Origin of the sequence: Halomonas sp. DP5N14-9 (assembly GCF_019802175.1) — a bacterium.
Classification (GTDB): domain Bacteria; phylum Pseudomonadota; class Gammaproteobacteria; order Pseudomonadales; family Halomonadaceae; genus Halomonas; species Halomonas litopenaei.
On the sequence record NZ_JAHVHR010000035.1, the window covers coordinates 563,598 to 588,849 of the forward strand.

The following is a 25,252-nucleotide window of genomic DNA, read 5'->3' on the forward strand; positions in this document are numbered from 1 at the left end:
GTCTAGGGTAAGTAAGTAGTAACTTCCTATGCTGCATGAGGCGTGAAGGATGAGCTGCGTACTGCTCGGGGGCGGAGTCCGTCGCCGGGCGTTCCATCGTCTGCTGTCGGGCTTTGTCGTACCGGGCTTTGTCGTACCGGGCTTTGTCGTACCGGGCTTTGTCGTACCGGGCTTTGTTGTACCGGGCTTTGTTGTACCGGGCATGGCTGCACCTGCCTTGGCGATGCGGGCCTTGCGAGTGTCGGCGTCTTGTTTACAGGCGGCTTGTTTACTGGCGGCTTGGCGTCCGAGTGCCCTGGTCCGGGCCGCTATGCTGCTGGGTTGCCTGGCAACGACACCGGCCCTCGCCGACCTGCGCATCCTGCACCTCGACGTGGGCATGGGTGACGCCACCCTGGTAGTGGATACCGGCAGCGGTCAGAGTCTGTTGATCGATGCGGGAAATCGCGGTGATGGCCGCAGGGTGGTGGCGCCGGCCCTGATCGCACTGGGGATCGATCGACTCGACTATTTTCTCGCCAGCCACTATGACGCCGACCATATCGGTGGCTTCGATGAACTCATCGAGGCGGGCGTCACCGTCGAGACGGTGCTGGAGCGACCCGGTATCAAGCCCGAGGTGCTGTCTCCCACCGGCCGCGACACCCAGTACGGCGAGTACCTGGCGGCGGCCCGGGCCGTGGGGGCGCGGCTGGTCGAGCTTATCCCCGACTGTCGTCCCGATCATCCCCAGCTGCGACTGGGCGCCGACACCCGTATCCAGGTGGCTGCTGCCGGCGGCAGGCACCTGGCCGGGGATATCGGTTTCTGCGAGGTCGGTGAGCAGTCACTTCATCCGCGGCGTGAAAACGCCCGCAGCGTGGCATTGATCATCGAGCACGGGCGCTTTCGCTACTTCACCGGCGGCGACCTCACCGGCGGCGGCGCTCGCAGCGTACCCATGGAAGCCTTCGTCGCCGCCCAGGTGGGCAACGTCGACGTGCTCAAGCTGAATCACCACGGTTCCGACACCAGCACCAGCGACACTTTTGTGCAGACGCTGAGACCCGAGGTGGCCGTGCTCAGCGTCGGCGATGGCGGAGTGAACCTACGCTATCGCCTGCCGCGTCAGGCTCCGCTGGATCGCCTGGCCAAGCTCAGCCCGGCACCGCTGCTGTTCCAGACGCGCCAGGGCGAAGGTGGAAGCTACCTGGGGGCCTACGTCGAGAATCGCCACATCGTCGTTCACACCGATGGCGAGAGCTACACCATCAACGGCCTGATCTGTGTGGTGGACGAGCGCACCCAGGCAAGCGAGGGAGGACACTGTCGATGAGCAGTTCAGAGCAGGAGGGGCCTCGTCGCGATCGCAGGGACGATGATGCCGACGGCGGCAGCGATAGTGACAATGTTAACGGCAACGGCAACGGCAACGGCAACGGCAACGGCAACGGCAGCGGCAGCGGCAGTGAAGATGGCTGCGGAGAGCGTATCCGCAAGTTGCTCGACGACACCACGGCGCTGCTGGACTACGCCCAGGAGTTCGAAGGTTACCCGCCGGAGATCGACCTGACTGCCTACTTCGTGGCCAAGGAAAAGACCGATCGCAAGGAGCTGTTGACCACCGAAGAACTGGCCGGCGTGGTGGATTGCTACCGGCGCCTGTCTCGGCTCTACCCAGGTATCTCGCCACGTACCCTGGCGGCGACGCGCCCGGACAGCGATGGTCGAATGCGCGACAGCCGCACCGGCAAGTACTTGATTCGCCTTTGGTGGTGGACCGGGGCGGTGGTGATGGCGGTGATCGGCTCCAACGTGCTGATGTACGCCATCGATACGGGCCGGCCGTCCTCTGGGCTCGACTGGACCCACTGGAATACCGCGCTCGACTTTATCTACGAGGGACTTCGCCACACCGAGCCCTTTCTTTATGGTGCCCTCGGGGCCTTCGCCTTTGTGCTGCGGGTGACCGCGACCCGGCTGTACAGTCGCACCTTCGATCCCGCGCGGATCGGTGAACATGTCAATCGCATCGTGCTGGGCACGCTCTCCGGTGGCGCCATCGTGTTGTTCGTTTCCCAGATTCCCACCGATCAGGGCGCACAGGTGGCGCTGAGCGGCGCCGCCCTGGGCTTTCTCGCCGGCTACAGCATCGATTTTCTGTTCGGCACCCTGGACCGGGTGATCTGCGCCTTGCTGGCAAATGACGCGGGCGACAAGACTGGCAAGGCGGCGCGGGCTCGCCGTGATGCCGACGTGGTCCAGGTGCTGGATGATCTGGTCGCCGAGCAGCCAGACGGCGAGGCCAGGCGTCGTCTGGGAGAGGTGATCGAGACGCTCAGGCAGCGCCACCAGGCCTGATGGGTAGGGCAGTCGTAGGCCTCAGCCGCTCATCGCCTGTGGCAGATAGGTGGCGATGCCCGGGAACAGGCTCATCAGCACGATGGCCACGATCATCAGCAGGAAGAACGGTAGCGTGGCGAGGTGGAGCGATTGTCTGGAAAATCTCCGTAGAAGAGGTAAACGAGAGCTATTGCACTCAAGACGGAGAGTCATGAGCCTCTTTCACGTACTGGGCGTACAGGACATCGGCGAAGTCGGTTTCGGTGATGCTTCCGAGAACCAGATCTCTGACGGCGTCCGCCAGAAGGTCGTTATCTGCCGTAAGTTCGTATTCGTTGAGTGAAAGATACTCCAATGCCACGGCAAGGCCGGTTCTCTTGTTGGCGTCGGGGAGCGCGTGGGCGACAGCGATACTTGCAGTGTATTTGGCAGCAATTTCGAACACATCATCAAGCCCGCTGTAGACGATGGCATTGTCAATACGACCCAGTGCTCCCTGAAGTTTTCCAACATCCACAGAACCTTGCATCCCTGGCTCGGTGGCCAGAATCAAGGTGTTGATCTCAATGACTCTTTCAAATGGAAACTGGATGATCTCCATTACATGTCGGCCAGTTTCCGGAAGGTATTTCTGTGCGTGCGTAACGCCAGCTTGGTCTCCGACTTGACGATTTGCTGCCCCTCGGGACCCGAGAGGTCCAATTTTCTGGTCGCCTTGATTCGCGGGCGTTCCACGGCCTGGAGGCCGTACTTTTCAACTTTGCTGTTCATGTAGCGTACCCCTGTCTGCCTAGCATCTTGTCAACTAGTCTATCAGCCGCTCATCGCCTGGGGCAGGTAGGTGGCGATGCCCGGGAACAGGCTCATCAGCACGATGGCCACGATCATCAGCAGGAAGAAGGGTAGCGTGGCGCGGGTGATCGACATGATGTCACGCCCGGTCAGGCCCTGGATCACGAACAGGTTGAAGCCCACCGGCGGGGTGATCTGCGACATCTCGACCACGATGACCAGGTAGATGCCGAACCAGATCAGATCGAAGCCGGCGGTCTCGATCACCGGCATGATGATCGAGGTCACCAGCAGGATCAGCGAGATACCGTCGAGAAAGCAGCCCAGCACCAGCAAGAACAGGGTCAGCACCACCAGCAGCCAGGCCGGTGACAGACCCATGGCGCCGATCTTCTCGGCCAGGTCCATGGGCAGCTGGGTGAAGCTCATGGCCGAGGACAGAAACGAGGCCCCGGCGATGATGAAGGCGATCATGCAGGAGGTGCGCACCGCGGCGAACAGGGCGTCTTTGAAGATAGTGCTGTTGAAGTGGCCGTTGGCTCGAGCGATCAGCATCGACAGCACGACCCCCGAGGCGGCGGCCTCGGTGGGCGAGGCAAGCCCGCCGTAGATGCTGCCGAGGATGCCGCCGATCAGTGCCAGCAGCGGCAGCAGTTGCAGGCTTCCCGACAGCTTCTGGCGCAGCGGCATGTCGCTGTCGCGCTTGCCCACCGCGCCACGACGATTGCCCACCAGCAGCGACCAGCCGATCACGTAGGTCATGAACAGACCGAGCAGCATCAGTCCCGGCCCGACGCCGGCGATGAACAGGCGAGAGATCGACTGTTCGGTGACCACGCCGTAGACGATCATCATGATCGACGGCGGAATCAACAGCCCCAGGGTCGAGGCGCTGGCCAGGGTACCGATGGCCAGATCGTTGTCGTAGCCGCGCTTTTCAAGCTCCGGCAGGGTCATCTTGCCGACGGTGGCGCAGGTCGCCGCCGAGGAGCCGCAGACCGCGGCAAACAGCCCACTGCCGATGATGTTGGAATGCAACAGGCGTCCGGGAATACGCCCGAGCCAGGGTGACAGCGCCTGGAACATGTTGTTGGCGAGCCCCGAGCGAAACAGGATCTCGCCCATCCACACGAACATCGGCAGCGCGGTCAGGTCCCAGCCGTAGCTGGCGCCCCAGAAGTCCGAGGCCAGGATCGGGCCGGGCTCGAGCGGAAAGAACAGCGTCAGCACGATAAAGCCGGTGCCGAGCAGGGCGTAGGCGATCCACACGCCGCTGCCGAGCAGCACCGCCAGCGCCAGCAGGGTGACCAGACTGATCGTCAGCATCTCGGCAAGCCCTCCTGGCGAGACAGGCGCTGCAGGCGAACAGGAATCCTCGAGTCAGTCATGGCTGGGTTCCTCGTCCGGGGCCTCGAAGCGGCGCGGCGCCGTCAGCGCCTGTCTGGCGGTGTGGATCAGCGCTTCGGCCAGGGCCAGGCTCATCAGCGCCATGCCGACCAGCAACGCCAGCTGGGGAATCCACAGCGGAACGGCGAGCAGTCCCGAGGAGACGTCGTCGAACTCGAGGCTCTCGTGCATCAGTTGCCACAGCGATACGCACAACAGCGCGTTGAGCGCCGAAGCCACCGCCAGGCAGAACAGTTCGGTGAAGGCGCGCACAGCCGCCGGCAGGCGCTGGATCACCAGCGACATGCGGATGTGGGCGTGGTGGCTGAAGGTGTAGGCCATGCCGAGAAAGGTCGCGCCCACCAGCAGGAAGGACGCCAGTTCCGACACCCCGGTGATCTCGAGGCCAAGACGCGCGCTGCCGAACAGCACCAGCAGGGCATCCAGCAGGCGAAACAGCACCTGGATGGTGATCAGGCCGCAGATGGCGACCATGGAGGCGGCCGCACCCAGCCCACCAAGGCGGTAAAGCGGCATCAGGCGAAACTTCATGGGCGATCCTTGGCGTCAGTGGAGCGATACGTTGTCCGTGAGTCGTTGACCGCACCCTTCTTGCACGGCGTCGCGACGTGGCGTGTTGCGAAAGACAGGCCGTGAACGGGACAACGAACGAGCGGCGAGGACACCCCTCACCGCTCGTCCCGAGCGCTATTCGGTATTGGCGCGGTAGTCCTCGATCAGCGCCTTGGCCCGGTCATCGGCGCGGCTCTCCCAGTCCTGGAAGAGCTTGTCACCGGCCTCGGAAAGGGCTCCGGCCACTGCCTCGTTGGGCTCGCCAATGGTGATGCCGTTTTCCTCCAGGGCCTGGGCGCTGCCTTCCATATCGGCCTTGCTGGCCTCCCAGCCGCGCTCTTCGGCCTCGGTCGCCGCTTCCATCAGCGCTTGCTGGGTCGCCTCATCCAGGCGATCGAAGGCCTTCTGATTGACGAAGATGATGTTCTTCGGAATCCACAGGTTGGCGTCGGAGAAGTGGGAGACATAGTCCCAGGCCGCCATCGACTCGCCGGTGGACACCGAGGTGATCATGGCGTCGACCCGGCCGGTGGAGAAGGCGGTGGGGATATCGGATTCTTCGGTCTCGGTGGGCAGGCCGCCGAGGTTCTCGGTCAGGCGCTGGGTATTGATGTTGGGCGCTCTTACCCTGAGCCCCTCGAACTGGGCGGGGTCATTCAACTCGAAGTCGGTGTAGATACCCTGTGACGGCCAGGGCACCGCGTACAGCGGCTTCATGCCCTGCTCGGCGAACAGCTCCTCGATCACCGGCTTGCTCGCCTGCCACAGCTCCCAGGCCTCGTCGTAGCTGCCGGCGAGCCCCGGCAGGGTGTCCAGCTCGAACACCGGCGACTCGTTGGACAGGATCGACATGAAGATCTCGCCGGCCTGAACGGTACCACGGCGCACCGATGGCTTGATCTCGCCGTGGCTGATCAGCGAACCGCCGGAGTGCACGGTGATGTCGAGCTCGCCCTCGGTGGCCTCGCGCACGTCCTCGGCGAACTGCTTGGTGTTCTCGGTGTGGAAGCTGGCATCCCCGTAGGGCGTCGCCAGATTCCATTCGGCGGCCTGGGCGCTGCTGAACGCAGTGGCGGTGGAGAGCGTGGCCACGGCAACGGCCAGCCCCAGGGAGGAGTATCGAGTCATGATGCCTACCTTGTTGTTGTAGAAACGTGGCGGTGAAAACGACGTGTCGTGATGGAGGTATCAGTCTGACTATGCAGCATCGGGCAGGATGGCGTTGAAGATCAAGCCGCCTTGCCGATGCCGCTGGGCTCTCAGGCCTTCTTGAACAGCTGGCTTTCGCGATCCTTGAACGCCTTGAACTCCAGTGCGTTGCCGGACGGGTCCTTGAAGAACATGGTGGCCTGCTCGCCGGGCTCGCCCTTGAAGCGGATGTAGGGTTCGATCTCGAACTTGACGCCATGGGACTTGAGCTTCTCGGCCAGGGCCTCCCAGGCGTCCATTTCCAGTACCACGCCGAAGTGCGGCACCGGCACACCGTGGCCGTCCACCGGGTTCTTGTGGGCAGCGTCGGCGGCGTCCTTGAGACCGGGGTTCAGGTGGCAGACGAACTGATGGCCGTAGAGGTCGAAGTCGACCCAGGACTCGGAGCTGCGGCCTTCGGGGCAGCCGAGAAAGTTGCCATAGAACTCGCGGGCCTCGTCGATATCACGGACCTGAATGGCAAGATGGAAGGGGTCGCTGACGGCCATGGGGAAACTCCGGAGTAGGTGAAGGGGTATATCACTGATTCTTGGCCGGGGAGGATCGTGGCGTCAATCTTCTTGCCGAATTTGTCGGGAATCGACTCGGGCGTTAGATTCAACTGACAAGAGAATATTGTGTGGCGCCCCGGCAACGCGATCGAAGCATCCGCGAAAGGGCTCGAAGGCAAGTGCTCGGAGCGCGCGCTGGACGCCACGATGGCGACAGAAGACAGCGGAAGACGACAATAACAGGTTCGTTAACCACCTGACGTCCGTTGGCGAAGGTTCACCAAAGGACGTCGACAACAGAGGCTGCCCCCATGCCGATACCCCGACTCAACTGCGACGTTGGCGAGAGCTTTGGTGCCTGGAAGATGGGCCGTGACGCCGACGTGATGCCCTATATCGACTGCGCCAACATCGCCTGCGGCTTCCACGCCGGCGACCCTGACGTGATGCGACGCACCGTAGGCTACGCAGTGGCCAATGACGTGCTGGTCGGCGCCCACCCCGGCTATCCCGACCTGGTGGGCTTTGGTCGGCGCAGCCTGGCGGTGTCCCCGAGCGAAGCCGAGAACCTGCTGCTCTACCAGATCGGTGCCCTCGACGGCGTCTGTCGTGCCGAGGGCACCAGGGTCGGCTACGTCAAGCCCCACGGCGCGCTCTACAACGACATGGCCACCAACATGGAATTGCTGCGCGCCACCATGCGCGCGGTTAAGGCCTATGACGAAAGCCTGCCGCTGTTGGTGATGTCCACCGCCGACACCGCCGGTGTGAGGGCGCTTGCCGAGGAGGAGGGCGTCAGCCTGTGGTTCGAGGTGTTCGCTGACCGTGCCTATGACGGCGAAGGTCGGCTGGTGTCCCGGCGTGAGCCAGACGCGGTGCATCACGATGAGGACACCATCGTCGGCCAGGCGGTGACCCTGGCCCGGGGCGAGGCGCTGACCGCCCGCGACGGCACCAAACTGGTCCTTCCCGCCGATACTCTGTGCGTGCACGGCGACAACGAGAGTTCGGTGGCGGCGGTGCGCGCCATCCGTGAGGCCTTCGACCAGCTGGAGGGGGCATGACGCCGAGCCCACGTCTTGAGACAGTCGCCTTCGACAGCCTGATCGTGCGGCTGTTCGACGCCATCGACGAGTCGCATATGCCCTGGGTGCTGGCGGCGGTGGACGCCATCCGCGAACGGCTGGGCGAGGATGCCCTGGAGGTGGTGCCGTCCTACACCACGGTGCTGGTGCAGCTCGATATCCGCAGACTGTCGCTTGGCGAGGCCCGAGCGCGCCTCGGCGAGGCCCTGACGAACCTTTCGCCCCGGGCGACGGAGGACGGCAGCCTGCACGAGATCCCGGTGTGGTATGACGCAAGCGTCGGCCCTGAGCTTGAGCTGATCGCTCAGCGCGCAGGCATCACCGCCGACCAGGTCATCGAGCGCCACTGCGCCCACGACTACAGCGTGTTCGCGCTGGGATTTGCCCCCGGCTACGGCTTCATGGGGCTGGTCGAGGACGCCCTGGCTACGCCTCGACTCAAGACACCGCGCCAGAAGGTGGCCGCGGGCAGCGTCGGCATCGCCGATCGCCAGACCGCCGTCTATCCCGCGCCGTCGCCTGGCGGCTGGAACCTGATCGGACGCACCGCCACCCGGCTGTTCGATCGCGAGCGCGAGGGTTACACCCTGTTCAAGCCCGGCGATCGCGTGCGCTTTGTGGCCATCGACCGTGCCACCTTCGAGGCGCAGGGTGGCGACACCACTCCCCAACCACCGGCCGAGGAGAGCGGCGCATGAGTCTCAAGGTGGAACGCGCAGGTCCCCTGGCGCTGGTGGTCGATGGTGGCCGTCAGGGTGTGCGCCATCTGGGCGTGACCCAGGGCGGTGCCATGGACTGGGTGGCGCTGGGCTGGGCCAACTGGCTGCTGGGTAATACCCCGGACGCCCCCGGCATCGAGATCATGGTGGGCGGCCTTGCGCTGGTGGCCGAGGCCGACATGAGTGTGGCGCTGGCCGGGGCCGACCTGGGCGCGACTCTGGACGGCGAACCCATGACTTTGGCAGAGCCGGTAACGCTCAAGCGTGGTCAGCGGCTGGTGTTCGAGAGGCCGAAAAGTGGCCTGCGCGCCTATCTGGCACTGCCGGGCGGGATCGAGGCGAGCGCCATCATGGGCAGCGTCACGAGCACCGTGCGTGAAGGGCTCGGTGGCCTCGACGGTTTCGGCAAGCCGCTGGCCCAGGGCGACGTGCTGACGCCAAAGCAGGATCGGCCCTCGGGCGGCGATCGTCGCCTGCCACGGCGGGACGCCGACAATGGGCAGCGGGACGCTGATCGAGAGCAGGGGGCTCTGGTCACGGCAAGCGACGGGCCACTGGCGCTGTCGCTGGTGCCCGGGGCCCAGATCGCGAGCTTCTCGGGCACCAGCCTGTATCGCGCCTTCAATGACGTCTGGACGCTGGATCAGCGCGCCGATCGCATGGGGATTCGCCTGACCGGGCCGCAGCTTGAGGGCAGCATGAGCGGTATGGTGTCGGAGGGCATTCCGCTGGGGGCGGTGCAGGTACCGCCGGACGGCCAGCCGATCATTCTGATGAACGACCGCCAGACCATCGGCGGCTACCCGCGCCTGGGGGCGCTGACCCCGCTGGCCTGCGCCCATCTGGCCCAGTGCCTGCCTGGCACCGAGGTGCGCCTGGTGCCGGAGTCGCCGGAGCGTGCCCGCGATGACCATCTGAGGCAGCTTGCCCGTTGGGAGTAGGGGCGGTGGGCTGCCCTCCAACAAGGCCTTGCAGCGGATTCCGATGCAGCAGCAGGCGAGGATAGCGGTCGGGCCGAAACGCAAAGCGCCCCGTTCATGGACGGGGCGCTTTTCCTTCATTTGGGTCAGTGGCTAGAAACGATAGCTCAGGGTAGCGCTGACGCTGCGCTCGGCGCCGAAGTAGCAGAATTCGAGCGAGTTGCAGGAGGCCACGTAGTCCTCGTCCAGCAGGTTGCTGACGTTGAGGCGGCCGCTGACGTTGGTCAGCCCGACCTGGCTGAAGTCGTAGCCCAGGGTGGCGTCGACCAGGGTGTAGTCCGGGACCGACTTGGTGTTGTCGCGGTCGGCCTGGATATCGGCGTGGTAGCGCACCCCGAGGCCGGTGTTGAGACCGGCCAGTGGTCCCTTGAGGAAGTCGTAGTAGCCCCACACCGAGGCGATGTGCTTGGGCGAGTAGATGGCGTCGTTGCCTTCCTCGCTGGGATCATCGCTTTCGGCGTAGGTGATGTCGGTGTAGGCGTAGCCGGCCTGGAGGCTCAGTGCCTCGGTGAGCTGAGTGCGCGCCTCGAGCTCGATCCCCTGGGATTCGATCTCGCCCACGGCACGATACGGATCGGTGGGCTGCTCCTTGGTGGCCACGTTTTCCTGGGTGATATGGAACAGGGCGATGGAGTACTGGTCCTGGGTACCCAACGGCTGGTACTTGAGCCCGGTTTCCACCTGCTCGCCTTCCATCGGCTCGAGCAGATCGCCGGAGGCATCGACGAAGCTGGTCGGGGTGAAGGCGGTCGAGTAGCTGGCGTAGGGCGAGATGCCGTTGTCGAAGGCGTAGAGCAGGCCTGCGCGGCCGCTGAACTGGGTTTCGTCGAGATCCGAGCTGTCGCCGCTATCGAGGTTGGTGTTCTCGATGTCGACCCAGTCATAGCGGCCACCCAGGGTCAGGTGCCAGCGATCCCAGCTGATCTGGTCCTGCAGATAGACGCCGGTCTGGTCGAGTTCGTGCTTCTCGCGGGTGGTCACGACGATATCGCCGATGGGGCCAGCACCGTAGCTCGGGTTGAAGGCGTCGATGTTGGGGAAGGTGCCCCCGGACCAGACCACGTCGTTCTCGCGGGTCTGGTAATCGAACCCGGTCAGCACCCGGTGCTCGAAGCCGCCGGTGGAAAAGTTGGCTTCGAGCTGGTTGTCCACGGTCCAGGCCTCGAGATCCTCGTCGGCGCCGGAGTAGTAGCGGTTGAGCTCGGTGTCGTTGGCCCAGCCGTAGGCGTAGACCTGGTCCATCTCGACGTCGGATTCCAGATACTTGAGCTTCTGGCGAGCGGTGATGCCGTTGCCGAAACGGTGCTCCAGCTCATAGCCCAGCAGGGTCTGGTCGCGCTCGAAGTTGTCGTAGTCGTCCTCGCCCTCGAAGAAGGTGTTGTCGATATGCCCGCCGGCATGGCTGGTCACCGTGCCGTCGTAGGGCAGACCGGCGTGATAGCCGCCCTCGGGCTCACGCGAGACGTAGGCGTTGAGGTTGAGGGTGGTGGCGTCGGTGATGTCCCAGGTCAGCGACGGCGCGATGGCGTAGCTTTCTTCTTCGGCTTGATCGAACTGGGTATCCGAGGAACGGGCGATGCCGGTCAGGCGGAAGGCGGCACGCTGGCCTTCGTCGACGCTGCCGGTGACGTCGAAGGCGGCGCGCTGCTGGTCATTGTTGCCGAAGCCGACCTGCACCTCGCCGGTGGGGGTGTCGCTGAACTCAGGGCGCTTGCTGGTCAGCGCCACCAGGCCGCCGGGGGAGGCGCGACCATAGAGCACCGAGGCCGGCCCCTTTACCACCTCGATGCTTTCGAGCATCCAGGGGTCGACCTTCAGCGAGCTGAAGCTGTTGGTGTCGCCCATCAGCTTGAGGCCATCGAGGAAGGTATTGCTCAGGCTGCCGTCGGAGAAGCCCCGCAGTACCAGATAGTCGTAGCGGTTGGACGACCCGAGCTGGTTGGTATAGACCCCGGGGGTGTAGTCCAGCGCCCGCTGCACGGTCTGGGCACCACGTCGCTCGATCTGTTCGGCGCTGACCGTCGAGGTGGCCTGGGGCGTCTCGAGGAAGGGCGTATCGGTCTTGGTGGCGGCCTGGCCGGTGACCGTCATGGTGCCCAGCTCGGTATCGGCGGAGGTGCCGGCATTGGCGGCATCTTCACTGAGGGTGGTCTGGGCCAGCGCGGCGGAGGACACGCTGGCCGCCAGCAGCGCCGGGCCAGCCTTCAAGGCGAAAGGTTTCAGGGCGAAAGACGTCAGCGCGAAGGGCAGGGTCGAGGTGATACGCATGTTGTCGCTTACCATTGGGAGCAGGGAAAGGCGCCGCGGGGTAGGCACCTGAACAAAGCGGTCATGTTTCGGTAATGCGAATTATTACATTTTGCGAGTGGGCCTGTTTATGCGCGGCGCCAAGAACCTTATGCGTGGTGACAGGACCTGCGCCGATAATGAAACCTCAGTAGACAAGTGCGATCGGCGTTGCGAGTGCTAGGCGCTGTCCGAAAAGTCGACGAGCGAAGGTTAGACAAGGCAAAAATCGGTGAGAAAGCGCAGTTTACGGGGTGTAAATGAGCATTTTGACCGGGCTGGCGCACCAGCCGATTTTTAACGCCGTATTACCGAGCGCAGGTACTTTTCAGACAAGCCCTAGCTGATGTAGTGGATCCAGTCATCGACGGAGCACCGCCCGACGGCTGGGTGGCGTTGCGGTGTACTGTGTCCCGTTGAGGTCTCGGGGGAGAGGTGCCCAGGGGGGGGCTGGGCGAAGGGCGAAGGTCCTGGAAGCGTCTAGCCAACGTCGCGTGGCGAGACCCCGAAGCGCCGTCGAAAGGCGGTGGAAAAGTTGGAGGCGTGGCTGTAGCCGCTCTCGAAGGCGGCCTGTTGCACGCTGGCGCCCTGGGCCAGCAACTCGTGGGCCAGGGTCAGCCTGCGTTCTCGCAGGTAGTCGAAGACCGAAACGCCGAACAGGCGCTGGAACTTGGCGCGCAGGCCCGAGGCGCTCATGGATGCCATCGCCGCCAGCTGCTCGAGGCAGTAGGGTTCGGCGGGGAAGTCGTGCAGGCGTTGGCGGATTCGCTCCAGCCGCTGGCGTTCCGGCAGGGGCAGGTCGCCACGCTGGCGCGGGCCAGGATGTCGCAGGCCGTGGGCCAGCAGTTGCAGGCCGATGGCCTCCATCAATAGCTGGCGCTGGCCGGGGGAAGGCTGCGGCATGACCGCCTGTTCGAGCATCGGCGCCAGATAGCCCGGCAGGGGCCAGATGTGCAGATGAGGACGCGGGGCGTCGAGCAGTTCGGTGATGTCCGGGCGCTGGCTCAACGAGGCGATCGCGGCCTGGTCCAGCGACAGGTTCAGGGTGCGCAACCGCTGCCCCTCATCCTGATGCACGCGCAGGGAAACCTGATCGGCGAGCCGGGCGCTCAGTGCGCTGCCGGCGGTGAGCCGCTGCCGCCGTCCTCCGGTGTCGACCACGATGGCGCCTTCCATCACCACGCACACGAACAGCGGCGAGGCCATGGTGGAGCAGGAGTCGTAGGGCTTGAGCACCTCGACATCGGAAAAGGTCAGATGCCAGCCGCTGCGTACCTCTTCCTCGATGACGCGGCCTCTGAGAATTTCCAGGTGGTGGGCCACCGCCGGGAAGCGGGCGCCGTCGAAGCGGTAGTCGATGCCATGGCGCTGGCCGAAGCGAAGAAAGTCCCGCGCGCGGATGACCCGGGTATCACCAAGTCCCGCGGCGGCCCCGGCCAGCGGGCGCGAGCGAGGCTGAGCGCCACTCGACTCGCAGGCTTGCGCGTGGCTTGCAGCGCTCATCTTCAGCTTGCGACCAGGCGGCGGGCGTCGCCGCGGGAGGGGAAGGTCTGCACCACTGCCCCTGTGCTCTGGGGCATCGCTGTGGTCCTGGGCTGTCTGACCTTGTTGCCGGTCTTGTTGCTGGTCGTGTTGCTGGTCTTGCTGCTCGCCCTGGCAACGGCGGCATCGTCCAGCGGGCAGTTGCCGCAGCAGCCGAAGTCCTCGAGTCGATAGCGCAGGCAACATAGCCGCCGTGTGCGCTGGGTCTCGCCGTGTTCGTCGGGCAGGTAGCGCACCGGCATGAACAGGGGATTGCGCCGGCCATCCGGGTAGACCCGGTGGTCGATCAGGCGCAGCGCCTCGTCGCCGAGCCCAGGTGAGGCCATGGGGTGGTGCACGGCAGCCTTGGCAAAGTACTCGAAGTAGTTGCCGAAGTTGCTCCAGAACACCTTGGGAGAGGCCCCGGAGACGCAGCCCAGCATGTCGACCAGCGGTGCCACATGCCCCTGCAGCAGGCGTTCGAAGCGCTCGAAGGCGTCGAGTGACCCCAGCGGGGTGCCTTCGTGGGGCAGGGCGATGCCAGTCGTCTGGCCGCTGTCGCTGAGATAGAGACCCATCTGATCCAGCGCTACCGGCAGGTCGCGCTCCAGCAGCAGGTTGGAGGCCAGGGTATGGGCGGCCATGGCGCTGAAATGCCACTTGGACCAGAGCGAGGCCACCGCCTTGAGGTCATCGCCCTGGTACTGGGCGGCGAAGCGCTCGAGCAATTCGTCCAGCACGCCAGGTTCGAGCAGACGCTCGGCAGGCATGGCGTCGTCGGGTAGCTCGGCCGCGACGGTGGGTACGGCAAGGTGTTCCAGGGGACCGCAATACAGACGAGGCAGCGCTGATGTCATGGGGTGTCCTGCAGGCCGGAGGCTTGAGGTCATAAGACCAACGGTGCACACCATAAATTAAATGCGAATTGTTATCAAGAATATTGCCGATAGCCGGCGTCGATCGATTGAATGCTGGCGGCCCGCCAGACCTGGCTGGGGCTGGGCCCCTGGTCGATATCCGAGCACATGTCGATCCGTGCAAGCGTGAGGGTATGGCAATGGACGACCAGCTCACCGCTCGCTCTCTCGCCATTGGCCTTGCCCTCGCCCTCGCCGGACTTGCGCCAGCGCCAGATCTGGCGCCGGTATTGCGGTTCGTTGTCGCCGTCGTTGTCGCTGTCGTTGTATGTGTGCTGGCCGGGCATCTCCTCCGGTGCCAGGGCGCTGTCCTCCACCAGCGCCAGTTCAGCGCAGGGCAGGGCCGAGTCCCTGGCCAGCCACTGGAGCGCGGCGACCTCGGCGCACTGCTGGGCCGGGGTCAGGTGGGAGGCTCCGCGATAGCCAGGCAGGAAGCGTTGTCCCTGCGCCTCGGCTTGCAGCATGGGCAGGGCCTGGTCGGGCTCGATGCGCCCGTACTTGCGCACCGGTGACAGCAGGATGATGCTCGCGGCGAAGCGGCAACCGCCCAGGTGGCTGCTCTCCCAGACGTCGAAGGGCAGGCGATGCTCCTCCACGGCGCGGGCCAGCGCCTTGTAGCTGCGATAGCCGTAGCGCGCGCAGCACTTGTCCTTCTTGCCGTGGGTGCAGCACAGCACCAGGTCGTGGTGCTGTGGTGTGGACGGCCAGCGCTCGAGATCCTCGCTCGCCGCCAACGCCTCGACAAAGGCCAACAGCGCGCTGCGCTCGAGCTGGAGACGCCGACGCTCCGGCATCAGGATCACCTCGTGGACCTCGGCAGGCTGATCACGACGATGGATCAGATTGACTCGGCGACCGCTGGCGGCCAGGGCGTCGAGTTGTGCTGCCAGCTCGGGGGCCATGTCGCTGGCGTGGCGCAGGTTGCGCTGCCACCTGGCCCGGGGCCAGCTGATCAAGAGGTTGCGCTCGGCGTGGGCGCCGCTGCCGGGCAGCGGATCCCCCGCTTCGCGAGACAGGTCGGTACAGAAGACGTGGCTCATGGCCTCGGCCCTGACGTTGTCGAAGGATGCCTTGGCTGAGTGTGCGGGGCCGGCGACTCGTCGGTTGGTCTCTGCTGTTGCGCCTGCGATTCACGGCGCCCCAGCAAGGGCACGCACAGCGGCTTGCCGCTTTCAGGGTCGACCATGACGTGGGCGTCCAGGTCGAAGACGCGCTTCAGATTGTCGGCGGTGAACACCTCTCGCGGCGCGCCGTTGGTGAGGATGCGGCCGTCGCGCATCATCACCAGCTCGTCGGCGTAGGCGGCGGCCAAGTTGAGGTCGTGCAGCACCAAAAGCAGGGTGCGCCCCTGGTCGTGGGCCAGTCCCGAGAGCAACTCCAGCAGGTCCACCTGGACCTTGAGGTCAAGAAAGGTGGTGGGCTCATCGAGCAGGATCAGGTCGGTCTGCTGGGCCAGCACCATGGCGATCCAGCAGCGCTGGCGCTGTCCACCGGACAGGGTGTCGACGTGGCGTTCGGCGAACTCGGTGACCCGGGTGTAGGCCATCGCCTGCTTGACCACCTCGGCGTCGCGACGGGCATCGCGTTGCCACAGGCGCTGGTGGGGAAAGCGTCCCATTGCCACCAGCTGGCGCACGCTCAGCCCCTCCGGTGCCGTCGGCCCCTGGGGCAGCAGCCCCAGATGCTGGGCGACCTCGCGGGTGGAGCGACGGTGGATATCCTGACCGTCGAGCAGCACCTGACCGCCCTGGGGCTTCAAGGTGCGTGCCAGGGTCTTCAGCAGGGTCGACTTGCCGCTGCCGTTGGGACCGAGCAGCACCGTCAGCTTGCCTGGCGCAACCGCGATATCCACCCCGTCCAGTACCAGCCGTTCCTCGTAGCCGACCTTGAGAGAATGTCCCGCCAACGGGTGGCCGTGCGCGGACGCCGCGGTCGATCCATCGGACGGCACGTCAGACGATCCATCTGACAATGCATCGGACCGGTGTCGGGGTGCCGCGCTGGACGAGGGTGTGGTCGGCAAAGAAGGCTGAGATGAGGTCATGCAAGGCCCGCCTGGGGTGTGTGGCAGCAGCACGGTATGACAAAAAATTCTCATTTTCAATCCGGCCAAGCCCGTATCGGCGCGGTTTGTCGGCATGGCGCGCGGCGTTTTAGCACAGTGTGTTGTTAGCTTATGCCGAACGAATGGTTCGCATTTCGTGGACATCATGAAAGCGATTAATTAGGATAATCGTTCTCATTTGTATATGAGATGGCAATAAACGACGCAATGCGGCATCGAGGCTTCGGTAAGGTGCGGCCCTTCGGGAAGGTGGCGAATCGCATCGCCACCGCTCGCCGGTAGCGGCAGCACGGGGCAGGGACGACGTCCGAGAGCAACGTCCTGGCGTGAGGGATTCGCCAGACCTCGAGTCAGCGTTTGCGCGATCATTCGATTTAGCAAAAGGAACGATGCACGACATGAAACGTCATGCTCTCTGGCCCACCGTTTCACTGCTTGGCCTGGTGGCCGCACAGCAGGTCGCGGCGCAGACCTCCGTCGATACCTCTTCCTCGAACGGCGCCCGTGCCGACGAGGCCCCGACCATGGTGGTGACCGCCTCGCGGACCAACACCACCAAGGAAGATTCGCCGCAGACCGTGCGCATCATCAGCGAGGAGGAGATCGCCCAGCAGCTGGACGTGACCACCGACTCCTCCCAGATTCTGAGCAACCTGCTGCCTTCCTACTCGCCCAACCGCCAGAAGATGACCGGCAGCGGCGAGACCTTGAGGGGCCGCACACCGCTGTTTCTGATCGACGGCATTCCCCAGTCGAATCCGCTGCGTCCGACCGGTCGTGAGGCCCACACCATCGATTTCTCCCAGGTGGAGCAGATCGAGGTGATCCAGGGCGCCAACGCCACCAACGGCGTGGGCGCAGCCGGCGGGGTGATCAACATCATCACCAAGCGTCCGGAGCCGGGTTCCTTCAATCAGCACTTCGGCGTGCAGATGACCACCCCGACCAGCGAGCTGGACGAGGACACCCTGAGCTACAAGACCGACTACGGCTTCAGCGGCAACAAGGGTAACGTCGACTACCTGTTTGGTCTGAGCTACGAGGACCAGGGGCTGTACCTCGACGCCAAGGACGACCCGGTCGGTGTCGACAACACCCAGGGCGACCTGATGGACTCGCGCAGCTATGACCTGCTCGGCAAGATCGCCTACTGGATCGACGATGACCAGCGCATCCAGTTCACCCTCAATCACTACGACATCGAAGGTCACAACGACTACGTCAGCGTGACCGGCGATCGCGACGCCGGGATTCCGACCACCTCCGAGCGTGGCACCCCCGAGGGCGATGCCCCCTTCAACGAGGTCTGGACCACTGGGCTTAGCTACGAGAACTACGACCTGGCCGGCATGCACCTTAGCGCCCAGGCCTACTATCAGGACTACGAGGCGTTGTTCGGCGCCACCGACTCCAGCAGCTTCCAGGATCCTTCGCTGGCGCCGGTAGGCACCTACTACGACCAGAGCTCGGCCAAGACCGAGAAGTTCGGCACCAAGGTCTCGCTGACCAAGGACGACCTGTGGGATGACCGGCTCAAGCTGACCGGTGGCTTCGATACGCTGTTCGACGAGACCGAGCAGTACCTGTATCAGAGCAACCGCACCTACGTGCCGCCCACCGAGTACACCGACCTGTCGCCGTTCTTCCAGGCCGAACTGCAGCCGATCGACTCGTTGCTGCTGTCCGCCGGGGTGCGCTACGAGTACGCCGAGCTGGATATCGATGACTATCAGACGGTGTGGGCCAACAATGGCGTCGACGTCGAGGGCGGCAATCCCGACTTCGACGAGACGCTCTACAACGTCGGCGCGGTGTGGAAGCCGGTCGATCGCGTCAGCCTGTTCGCCAACTACTCCGAAGGCTTCTCGATCCCTGATGTTGGTCGTGCGCTGCGCGGCATCGATACCCCGGGACAGTCCGTCGACAGCATCGACAACCTGCGTCCCATCGTGACCGAGAACGTCGAGACCGGCGTGCGCTTCGAAGGGGATCGCCTGTCGGCAGAGCTGAGCTACTACGAGTCCACCTCCGACTTCGGCAGCCGCCTGACCGAAGAAGACGGCGTCTTCATCATGAACCGCCAGGAGACCCAGATCACCGGTATCGAGGCCTCGGTGGACTACGCCTTTACCGAGCGCCACTCCGGTCGCCTGGCCTACTCCCACATGACCGGGCTGTATGACAGCGACGACGATGGCGACCTCGATGCTGAACTGTCCGGCCTGGATGTCTCGCCGGATCGTCTGATCGGTAGCTGGTCCGCCAACTGGACCGACAAGGTGTCCACCTTCCTCCAGGCCAACTACTCGTTCGATGAGACCTATGACGAGGACGATCGCGAGTTCGACGGCTATCTGCTGGTGGACGCAGCGGTGGGCTACCAACTGCCTACCGGCAAGCTGAATGTGGGCGTGTCCAACCTGCTCGACGAGGACTACATCACCTACTACTCCCAGAGCGCGCTGGTCAACGACGACCGTTACTTCGCCGGTCGTGGTCGTACCCTGACGGTAGGGTATAGCGTCGACTTCTAAAGGCCGCGTTTGTAAGCACTACGGCTGGAAAGCGCTACTTTTCGTAAGCGCCGCTAGTCGGCTGATCCGGACCGCCGCCAGGACGGCGGCGGTCCACGCGGACGGGCCGTGGTGCCGCTTCGATGACACCAGGCAACGCCTGAGGCTGTTTTCAGGCCATCTCCAGAATCAGTTTCCAGATCAACGACTTCATAACAACGTACGCCATAACAACAACCCTTCGCCAAGTGACTAGCCAGGAAAGCGCGGTTTCCCCTGACGAAAGGCGTCGATGATTCGACGTCCGGGGAAGCAAAACAAGGAAGGAATCCTTGCGGAGGTTGCACATGCAATTCCCCCCATGTACTCGCACCCCTGGCGAGATCGCTCGGCATGCCTCACAGCATGCCCTGCTCAACGGCATCATCAAGGAAGTGGCTATCCCCCACGACCTGTTGAGCCACCACTGGCCCGCCAACAGGCGTGGCCTGCCAACGAGCCTCCAGGGCCTGCCATTGCAGGTCGCCTGGTCGTCTTCTTTAACCTTGTTCGTGCTGGTCGATCGCCACTCGGCGATGGGCTGCCATCAGGTTGTGTCGCCGCTGTATCTGCGCCGCAGCCTCGATCAGCCCTGGCGGGAGGCCGATACCGACGAGCTGGTATCGGCCCTGTTGGAAGATGGCCCCTGGCGCGAGGCCAGCCCCAACCCCGAGTTCGGCGACCAGGTGCTGCAGAGCCAGGCGGTGATGGCCTTCATCATCGAGGACGCTCGGCGACGCCCCCATGACCCGCTCAAGGACTACGCCGCCAGCGAACAGGGGTTGTGGTTCGGCCATCCCAATCACCCCACCCCCAAGGCCAGGCAGTGGCCGCAAGGCTTGAAGGGGCAGGGCAGGGACTGCTCCCCCGAGTTTGGTCAGGGTACCCGCTTGCACCAGTTCTCGTTTCCGGCGCAAGGGCTACGGATCGCCTGCAATGGCCTGGAGCCCGGTGAGGTGCTCAGCCAGGCCGCCGACCAGAGCGCGGAGCCCGAGGCCGGGCGGGTGGTGCTGGCCATGCACCCGGTCCAGGCCGAGCTGTTTCGCCAGGCGCCGGATGTTGCCGCGCGGATCAACGACGGCAGCATCCGCGACCTGGGCAGAAGCGGCCCGCTGGCGCTGCCCACCGCCTCGATGCGTACCTGGCATGCGCCCGAGCATCCCTGGTTCATCAAGGGCTCGCTCAACGTGCGCATCACCAACTGCGTGCGCAAGAACGCCTGGTACGAGCTCGAAAGCACCCTGGTGATCGATCGCATCATGAGTCGCTTGATCGACAGTGAAGACCCGGCGCTCGAGACCCTCGAGCTGGCTCGGGAGCCCGCCACCCTGCACTGGGCCCCGCAGGACGCTGACGACGATCAGCGCCGCTGGTTCCGTGAGCAGACCGGGGTCATCCTGCGCGAGAACTTCTGTCGGCGTTTCGGCGCCGAGCGCTGCCTGCTGGCGGCGACGGTATTCGCCCGTGACACCGAACTGGAGCCGATGGCGCCATCGTTGGTGGCGCGCGCGAGTTCGCCTGCGTCCGCTGCTGTGAGCGGCGCCCCCGCCGACGATGTGCCCGAACACAGGATCGTCGACTGGTACAAGGCCTATCTTGGCGCCCTGGTCGAGCCGGTGCTGGCGCTGTATTTCCGTCATGGCATCGTGGTCGAGCCGCATCTGCAGAACTGTGTGCTGATCCATGACCAGGGCTGGCCCCGTCGCGTACTGCTGCGCGACTTCGAAGGCGTCAAGCTGACCGAGGATCAGGGCCTTGACTGGCTCGCCGGCGAGACGCTGGATGAGCGCGTGCGCGCGTCGATGACCTACAGTCGCGACAAGGGCTGGAAGCGCATCGCCTACTGCCTGCTGGTCAATCACCTGGCCGAGGCGATCCTGGCGTTGAGCTGGCGCCGCCCGGCCCTGGCCGAGCGTCTGTGGGAGGCCACCGGGGAGGAGCTTTCGCGGGTCAGGCAACGGCTCGGAGTCGCCACGCCCGAGCTCGATGGCCTGCTCGCAGGCGGCGACTTGCCGTGCAAGACCAACTTCAAGCTCAGGTTGATGGCCCGCGCCGATCGTCACGCCGACTATGTGTGGCTGCCCAACCCCTGGCATCAGCTCGCGGCTGAGCGCCGGGAGGTGGCCCATGGCTGACAGCGTTGTTGCCTCGGGGCGTAAAGAGGCCCGGATTCAAGGCCAGAGCAAGCACTGGTACGAAGATCTGACCGAAGACCGGTCCGAAGACCTGGTCGAAGAAAACGGCGAGGCCCAGCGGCTTCCGCCAGCGGTGCGGGAGGCGATACGTTCCCACCAGGCCGAAGCGCAAGATCCCATCGCCGCCTTCGTCTACGACCTGGATGCACTCGCCGCCCGGGCGCGCTCGATCAAGGCCACGCTGCCCGACGGTGTCGAGCTCTTCTACGCCATCAAGGCCAATAGCGAGGCGCCGGTCCTCGGGACCTTGGCCCCCATCGTGGACGGCTTCGAGCTGTCCTCCGGTGGCGAGATCGAGCGCATGCGACAGGCGACGAGCACGCTGCCCTGGGTGCTGTCGGGGCCGGGCAAGCTCGACACGGAAATGGCGTTGGCCATGGACGAGGGCATCGAGGCCTTTCACGTGGAGAGCCTTGGCGAGATCGCGCGGCTTGAGCGACTCGCCAAGGCCAGGGGGCGTCACCAGGCGGTGCTGATCCGCATCAATCCGACCCTGCCCGAAGCGCTGTCGAGTCGTCTGCGCATGGCCGGTATCGCCACCCCCTTCGGCATCGACGAAGCCAGTCTTGGCGAGGCGGTGGCGGCGGTGGACGCCGCTGCCCATCTCACCCTGGTCGGCTTTCATATCCACGCCATGTCCCACCAGACGAGCGTGGCGCGCCACCAGGCGTTGCTTGACGGCTACCTGGCACGCTGGCCCGAGTGGCGAACGCTTGCCGCCTCGCCCGCTAGCGTCACCCAGCTCAATGTCGGGGGGGGCATCGGCGTCGACTACATGGCGCCGTTCGAACCCGAGCGTCAGTTCGACTGGCAGGCGTTGTGCGCCCATCTGGACGCGCGACTCAAGGCGATGGCTCAGGCCCCGCGGGTGCGCTTCGAGATCGGCCGTTTCCTGAGTGCCTTCTGCGGCTACTACGCCATCGAGGTGCTGGACACCAAGCACAGCCATGGTCAGGGCTTCGTCGTCTGTCGTGGCGGTACCCACCAGTTCCGGCTGCCCGCGGCCCAGGGCCACGACCACCCGGTTATCCACCTGCCGAGCGGGGAGCGCGGCGAAGCGTCGTCCGGCGAGAAGCGACCCTGGACGGTGGTGGGGCAGCTGTGTACGCCCAAGGACGTGCTGGGGCGCGATCGACTGCTTGGCGACGTCGCCCCGGGGGATCTTCTGGTGCTGCCGCTGGCCGGGGCCTACGGCTACAACATCTCCCACGCCGACTTTCTGTGCCACCCAAGGCCGTCGCAGATCTTCATTGGCGCCGACAGGGCGTCACCCGACACCGCACGCTGAGGTTATTCATGTCATCACCTTCCTACGTTGCCGAGCCCGCGACGGGGTCCGCTGACGCCGTCGCTGACGTCGCCGCACCTCGAGTTGCCCCCTGTGTTGCTCCCAGTGCTGTTCCCGCTGCCGTAGCCTTTGCCCGTTCCGACGACTGGCGTCATCGCCCGCGCATCGAGCGGCGGGTCATCGGCCAATTGCTGCAGACGCTGCTGTACGAAGACGTGCTCGAGTATCGCTGCGAGCACCTGGCCCCGACTGAGGGTGAAGGGCAGGGGCGTGAAACCACCTTCGTCGTCTCGCTTGGAGAGCGCGACTATCGGGTGCGAGGCTGGCTGTGCCACAGCTTCTCACTGATTCGCCTCGATCATCAGAGTCTGGCTGTTGCGTCGACACAGGCGTCGGCTCGGGCGTCGACAAAGGCGCCGGCTCTGGCCGGACACGATGGCCGGACCCAGTCGCCGTCGCTCTCGGAGTTTCTGGACGACCTGGCGTCCACACTGAGCGCCAGGGCCGAGGGAGACCTTCAAGGGCGGCTGCAGCCGGGGTTCATCAACGAGCTCAAGCAGACCCTGATCAAGGACCTGCAGTCTTCGACAGCAGCGCCCGTCGACGGCCAGAGCGCGCCTCACACGCTCGACGCCGACGCCCTGGAGCAGTACTTCACCGACGCCCACAGCTACCATCCCTGCTACAAGTCTCGGCTTGGTTTCACGCTTGGCGACAACCGTCGCTTCGGTCCCGAGTTCGGCCAGCCGCTGCGGGTGCTGTGGCTGGCGCTGCCGGCGCGGCTGGCGCATCAGGGGGCTGTTCCTGGTCTCGGCGCCCTGGCGACGTTTGCGGCCATGGCCGATGCCGAGCTGGGTGAAGAGGGATCGCCGGCCAGGCAGCGTCTGGCCGAGTGGCTAGGCGAGCGAGGCCTTGCGCGCGAGCAGGCGGTGCTGCTGCCGGTGCACCCCTGGCAGTGGGAAAACGTGCTGGTCGGCGCGCTCTACCCGGAGCTTGCCAGTGGCGAGATCCTCCTGCTCGGCGAGGGCGAGACCCGCTATCGGCCGCAGCAGTCGATTCGTACCCTGGCGCCGCTGGATCACGATCGGCGCGCGTCCCCGACGCCCTATCTCAAGCTGGCGCTGGGGATCACCAACACCTCCAGCACTCGTATCCTGGCGCGCCATACCATCACCAACGGGCCTATCATCACCGCCTGGCTCAAGCAGCTTCTGGAGAGCGACGCCGGCGCCGGGGCGGCCAACGTTGTGATCCTCGGCGAGGTGGCCGGTGTTGCCCTGGACGAACGCGCCTTTGGCGGCCTGCGCCATGACGAGGTGTACGGCCAGGCCGGCGCGCTGTGGCGTGAGCACATCGACGGCTTTCTCGCCCCTGGCGAGCAGGCGGTTCCCTTCAACGGCTTGAGCCAGTGTCTGCGCGACCCGGACGGGGCGCCCGCAGAGCCCTTTATTGCCGACTGGATCGCCCGTCACGGGCGCGACGCCTGGACCCGCCAGCTGGTGAGGGTGGCGACACTGCCGATCATCCACCTGCTGTTCGCCGAAGGGGTGGGGCTTGAGTCCCACGGCCAGAATATCGTGGTGATCCACCGAGACGGCTGGCCAGTGCGAGTCGCGCTCAAGGACTTCCACGACGGGGTGCGCTTCTGTCCCTCGGCGCTGGCCCGTCCCGAGCTGGCCCCCAGCCTGGAGCCGTTACCGGCGGCCCACGCCGCGCGCAACCGAAATTCCTTTATCGTCACCGATGACCTGGCGGCGGTGCGCGACTACTCCTGCGACGCCTTCTTCTTTATTGCCCTGGCCGAGATGGCGATCTTCCTCGAGCGTCACTTCGGGCTCGCCGAGGGCTCCTTCTGGGCCATGGTCGCCGACGTCATCACCGCCTACCAGGACGCCCATCCAGAGCACGCCGAGCGCTATCGCCTGTTCGATGTCTTCGTCCCCGAGTGGGAAGTGGAAGCACTGACCCGCCGGCGGCTGTTCGGCGACGACGAGCCTCAGATCAAGCGGGTGCCCAATCCCCTGGCCTTGCATGCGCCGGCGTCGCGCCCTGCGTCTGTGACCACGGGGGCGCCAGCAGCGACACAGGAGCGCACCCCATGCTGAGAACCAATCGCCTGAAACGTGCGCTAAGCGAGCAGCGCGAGGTCTACGGAGTGCTGGCCTCGTTGCCCACGGCGGCGTCGATCGAGCTGATCGCCGAGGCCGGCTTCGACTTCGTGGTGATCGACACCGAGCACGTGCTGATCAACCCGGAAACCGTCGAGCACATGATCCGCACCGCCGAGAGCTACGGACTGACGCCGTTGGTGCGGGTTGCCGACGACAACCCCAAGACCCTGCTGCGCCTGCTCGACGGCGGTGCCCAGGGCATCGTGTTGCCGAGCGTCGAAGACCCCGAGCGACTGGCCGCCGCGGTGCGTGCCTGCAAGTACGCGCCCCAGGGCACGCGCAGCCTCAACGCCGGGCGCCCCGGCGCCTTCGGCAAGCACTCCCTGGCCGAATACGTTCAAAAGGCCAACGACGAGATCCTGGTCGTTGCCATGATCGAGAGCCGGGCCGGCGTCGAGCGCATCGACGAGCTGTGCGCCGTCGATGGTTTCGACCTGGTGCTGGAAGGTGCCGCCGATCTGTCCCAGTCCCTGGGCGTGAGCTGGCAGACCGCCCACCCCGAGGTACTAAAGGCGCTTTGCCGGGTGCAGCAGCGGGCGGCGGACCACGGCCTTCCCTACGCCGCCTTCCTGCGCCATGCGGACGCCAAGGCCGAGTGGCGCGAGCGCGGTGTGCGTACCTTCCTGCTCGGCGACGAGCGGGGCATCGCCTTTCGCGCCCTCGCCAGAACCCTCGAGGAGGCGCGCCGATGAGCCACCCT

At 65.1% G+C, this 25,252-nt stretch carries 22 protein-coding genes; 10 read left to right on the forward strand and 12 right to left on the reverse strand.

Annotated elements, in window-relative coordinates; translation table 11 throughout:
* The first annotated feature begins 49 nt into the window (after nucleotides 1-49).
* Both KUW00_RS22125 and KUW00_RS22130 read left to right on the forward strand, forming a co-directional pair.
* Nucleotides 50-1,315, forward strand: a complete 1,266-nt coding sequence (locus KUW00_RS22125) for a ComEC/Rec2 family competence protein (protein ID WP_222570141.1) — start codon at nucleotides 50-52, stop codon at nucleotides 1,313-1,315.
* Nucleotides 1,312-2,340 carry a hypothetical protein gene (locus KUW00_RS22130; RefSeq protein WP_222570142.1) on the forward strand — a complete coding sequence of 343 codons (1,029 nt, stop codon included), beginning with the start codon at nucleotides 1,312-1,314 and terminating at the stop codon, nucleotides 2,338-2,340. The genes KUW00_RS22125 and KUW00_RS22130 overlap by 4 nt, the downstream gene beginning before the upstream one ends.
* A 21-nt stretch (nucleotides 2,341-2,361) precedes the next feature.
* On the opposite strand, the gene KUW00_RS22135 is transcribed toward KUW00_RS22130, so the two are convergent.
* The 7 genes from KUW00_RS22135 to KUW00_RS22165 all read right to left on the reverse strand — a co-directional run bounded on the left by KUW00_RS22135 (nucleotide 2,362) and on the right by KUW00_RS22165 (nucleotide 6,770).
* Nucleotides 2,362-2,535 carry a hypothetical protein gene (locus KUW00_RS22135; protein WP_156088603.1) on the reverse strand — a complete coding sequence of 58 codons (174 nt, stop codon included), beginning with the start codon at nucleotides 2,533-2,535 and terminating at the stop codon, nucleotides 2,362-2,364.
* Nucleotides 2,519-2,923 carry a type II toxin-antitoxin system death-on-curing family toxin gene (locus tag KUW00_RS22140; protein WP_222570143.1) on the reverse strand — a complete coding sequence of 135 codons (405 nt, stop codon included), beginning with the start codon at nucleotides 2,921-2,923 and terminating at the stop codon, nucleotides 2,519-2,521. Before KUW00_RS22140 ends, KUW00_RS22135 begins: the two co-directional genes overlap by 17 nt.
* The gene (locus KUW00_RS22145; protein ID WP_108132496.1) at nucleotides 2,923-3,093 is read right to left on the reverse strand and encodes an acetyltransferase; all 171 of its coding nucleotides are present in this window, start codon (nucleotides 3,091-3,093) and stop codon (nucleotides 2,923-2,925) included. Before KUW00_RS22145 ends, KUW00_RS22140 begins: the two co-directional genes overlap by 1 nt.
* Nucleotides 3,094-3,135: 42 nt before the next feature.
* Nucleotides 3,136-4,440 (reverse strand): TRAP transporter large permease, encoded by a 1,305-nt coding sequence (locus KUW00_RS22150; protein ID WP_045992316.1) that lies wholly within the window; start codon nucleotides 4,438-4,440, stop codon nucleotides 3,136-3,138.
* A gap of 54 nt (nucleotides 4,441-4,494) precedes the next feature.
* A complete protein-coding gene (locus KUW00_RS22155; RefSeq protein WP_108132497.1) occupies nucleotides 4,495-5,052 on the reverse strand; it encodes a TRAP transporter small permease in 558 nt (185 codons plus the stop codon).
* Nucleotides 5,053-5,208: 156 nt separating this feature from the next.
* On the reverse strand, nucleotides 5,209-6,201 hold the full coding sequence (locus KUW00_RS22160) for a TRAP transporter substrate-binding protein (protein WP_108448301.1): 993 nt from the start codon (nucleotides 6,199-6,201) through the stop codon (nucleotides 5,209-5,211).
* Nucleotides 6,202-6,332: 131 nt separating this feature from the next.
* Complete coding sequence (locus KUW00_RS22165) at nucleotides 6,333-6,770, reverse strand: VOC family protein (protein ID WP_045992313.1); 438 nt, start codon at nucleotides 6,768-6,770, stop codon at nucleotides 6,333-6,335.
* 314 nt (nucleotides 6,771-7,084) lie between these two features.
* On the opposite strand from KUW00_RS22165, the gene KUW00_RS22170 reads away from it, so the two are divergent.
* The 3 genes from KUW00_RS22170 to KUW00_RS22180 are packed head-to-tail and all read left to right on the forward strand — an operon-like array spanning nucleotide 7,085 to nucleotide 9,518.
* On the forward strand, nucleotides 7,085-7,837 hold the full coding sequence (locus tag KUW00_RS22170; RefSeq protein WP_222570144.1) for a 5-oxoprolinase subunit PxpA: 753 nt from the start codon (nucleotides 7,085-7,087) through the stop codon (nucleotides 7,835-7,837).
* Nucleotides 7,834-8,556, forward strand: a complete 723-nt coding sequence (gene pxpB, locus KUW00_RS22175) for a 5-oxoprolinase subunit PxpB (RefSeq protein ID WP_222515932.1) — start codon at nucleotides 7,834-7,836, stop codon at nucleotides 8,554-8,556. The genes KUW00_RS22170 and pxpB overlap by 4 nt, the downstream gene beginning before the upstream one ends.
* A complete protein-coding gene (locus KUW00_RS22180; protein WP_222570145.1) occupies nucleotides 8,553-9,518 on the forward strand; it encodes a biotin-dependent carboxyltransferase family protein in 966 nt (321 codons plus the stop codon). Before pxpB ends, KUW00_RS22180 begins: the two co-directional genes overlap by 4 nt.
* A 132-nt stretch (nucleotides 9,519-9,650) precedes the next feature.
* Here KUW00_RS22180 and KUW00_RS22185 read toward each other — a convergent pair whose 3' ends face one another.
* From KUW00_RS22185 to KUW00_RS22205, 5 genes are all read right to left on the reverse strand, one after another.
* Nucleotides 9,651-11,825, reverse strand: coding sequence for a TonB-dependent siderophore receptor (locus KUW00_RS22185; RefSeq protein ID WP_222570146.1), 2,175 nt, complete (start codon nucleotides 11,823-11,825; stop codon nucleotides 9,651-9,653).
* A 498-nt stretch (nucleotides 11,826-12,323) separates the two neighbouring features.
* On the reverse strand, nucleotides 12,324-13,346 hold the full coding sequence (locus KUW00_RS22190) for a helix-turn-helix transcriptional regulator (RefSeq protein WP_222570147.1): 1,023 nt from the start codon (nucleotides 13,344-13,346) through the stop codon (nucleotides 12,324-12,326).
* Between the two features lie 2 nt (nucleotides 13,347-13,348).
* Nucleotides 13,349-14,221 (reverse strand): siderophore-iron reductase FhuF, encoded by an 873-nt coding sequence (gene fhuF, locus KUW00_RS22195; protein ID WP_222570148.1) that lies wholly within the window; start codon nucleotides 14,219-14,221, stop codon nucleotides 13,349-13,351.
* A gap of 74 nt (nucleotides 14,222-14,295) precedes the next feature.
* The gene (locus KUW00_RS22200) at nucleotides 14,296-15,321 is read right to left on the reverse strand and encodes a sucrase ferredoxin (protein ID WP_222570149.1); all 1,026 of its coding nucleotides are present in this window, start codon (nucleotides 15,319-15,321) and stop codon (nucleotides 14,296-14,298) included.
* Nucleotides 15,318-16,232 (reverse strand): ABC transporter ATP-binding protein, encoded by a 915-nt coding sequence (locus KUW00_RS22205; protein WP_315901228.1) that lies wholly within the window; start codon nucleotides 16,230-16,232, stop codon nucleotides 15,318-15,320. The genes KUW00_RS22200 and KUW00_RS22205 overlap by 4 nt, the downstream gene beginning before the upstream one ends.
* Before the next feature lie 512 nt (nucleotides 16,233-16,744).
* Here KUW00_RS22205 and KUW00_RS22210 point away from each other — a divergent pair.
* From KUW00_RS22210 to KUW00_RS22230, 5 genes are all read left to right on the forward strand, one after another.
* A complete protein-coding gene (locus KUW00_RS22210; RefSeq protein WP_222570151.1) occupies nucleotides 16,745-18,880 on the forward strand; it encodes a TonB-dependent receptor in 2,136 nt (711 codons plus the stop codon).
* A 326-nt stretch (nucleotides 18,881-19,206) separates the two neighbouring features.
* On the forward strand, nucleotides 19,207-21,033 hold the full coding sequence (locus KUW00_RS22215) for an IucA/IucC family protein (protein WP_222570152.1): 1,827 nt from the start codon (nucleotides 19,207-19,209) through the stop codon (nucleotides 21,031-21,033).
* Nucleotides 21,026-22,381: a type III PLP-dependent enzyme gene (locus tag KUW00_RS22220; RefSeq protein WP_222570153.1), complete on the forward strand. Its 1,356-nt coding sequence runs from the start codon at nucleotides 21,026-21,028 to the stop codon at nucleotides 22,379-22,381. Before KUW00_RS22215 ends, KUW00_RS22220 begins: the two co-directional genes overlap by 8 nt.
* A gap of 8 nt (nucleotides 22,382-22,389) precedes the next feature.
* A complete protein-coding gene (locus KUW00_RS22225; protein ID WP_222570154.1) occupies nucleotides 22,390-24,486 on the forward strand; it encodes an IucA/IucC family protein in 2,097 nt (698 codons plus the stop codon).
* A complete protein-coding gene (locus KUW00_RS22230; protein ID WP_222570155.1) occupies nucleotides 24,480-25,244 on the forward strand; it encodes an HpcH/HpaI aldolase family protein in 765 nt (254 codons plus the stop codon). The genes KUW00_RS22225 and KUW00_RS22230 overlap by 7 nt, the downstream gene beginning before the upstream one ends.
* Nucleotides 25,245-25,252 lie beyond the last annotated feature (8 nt).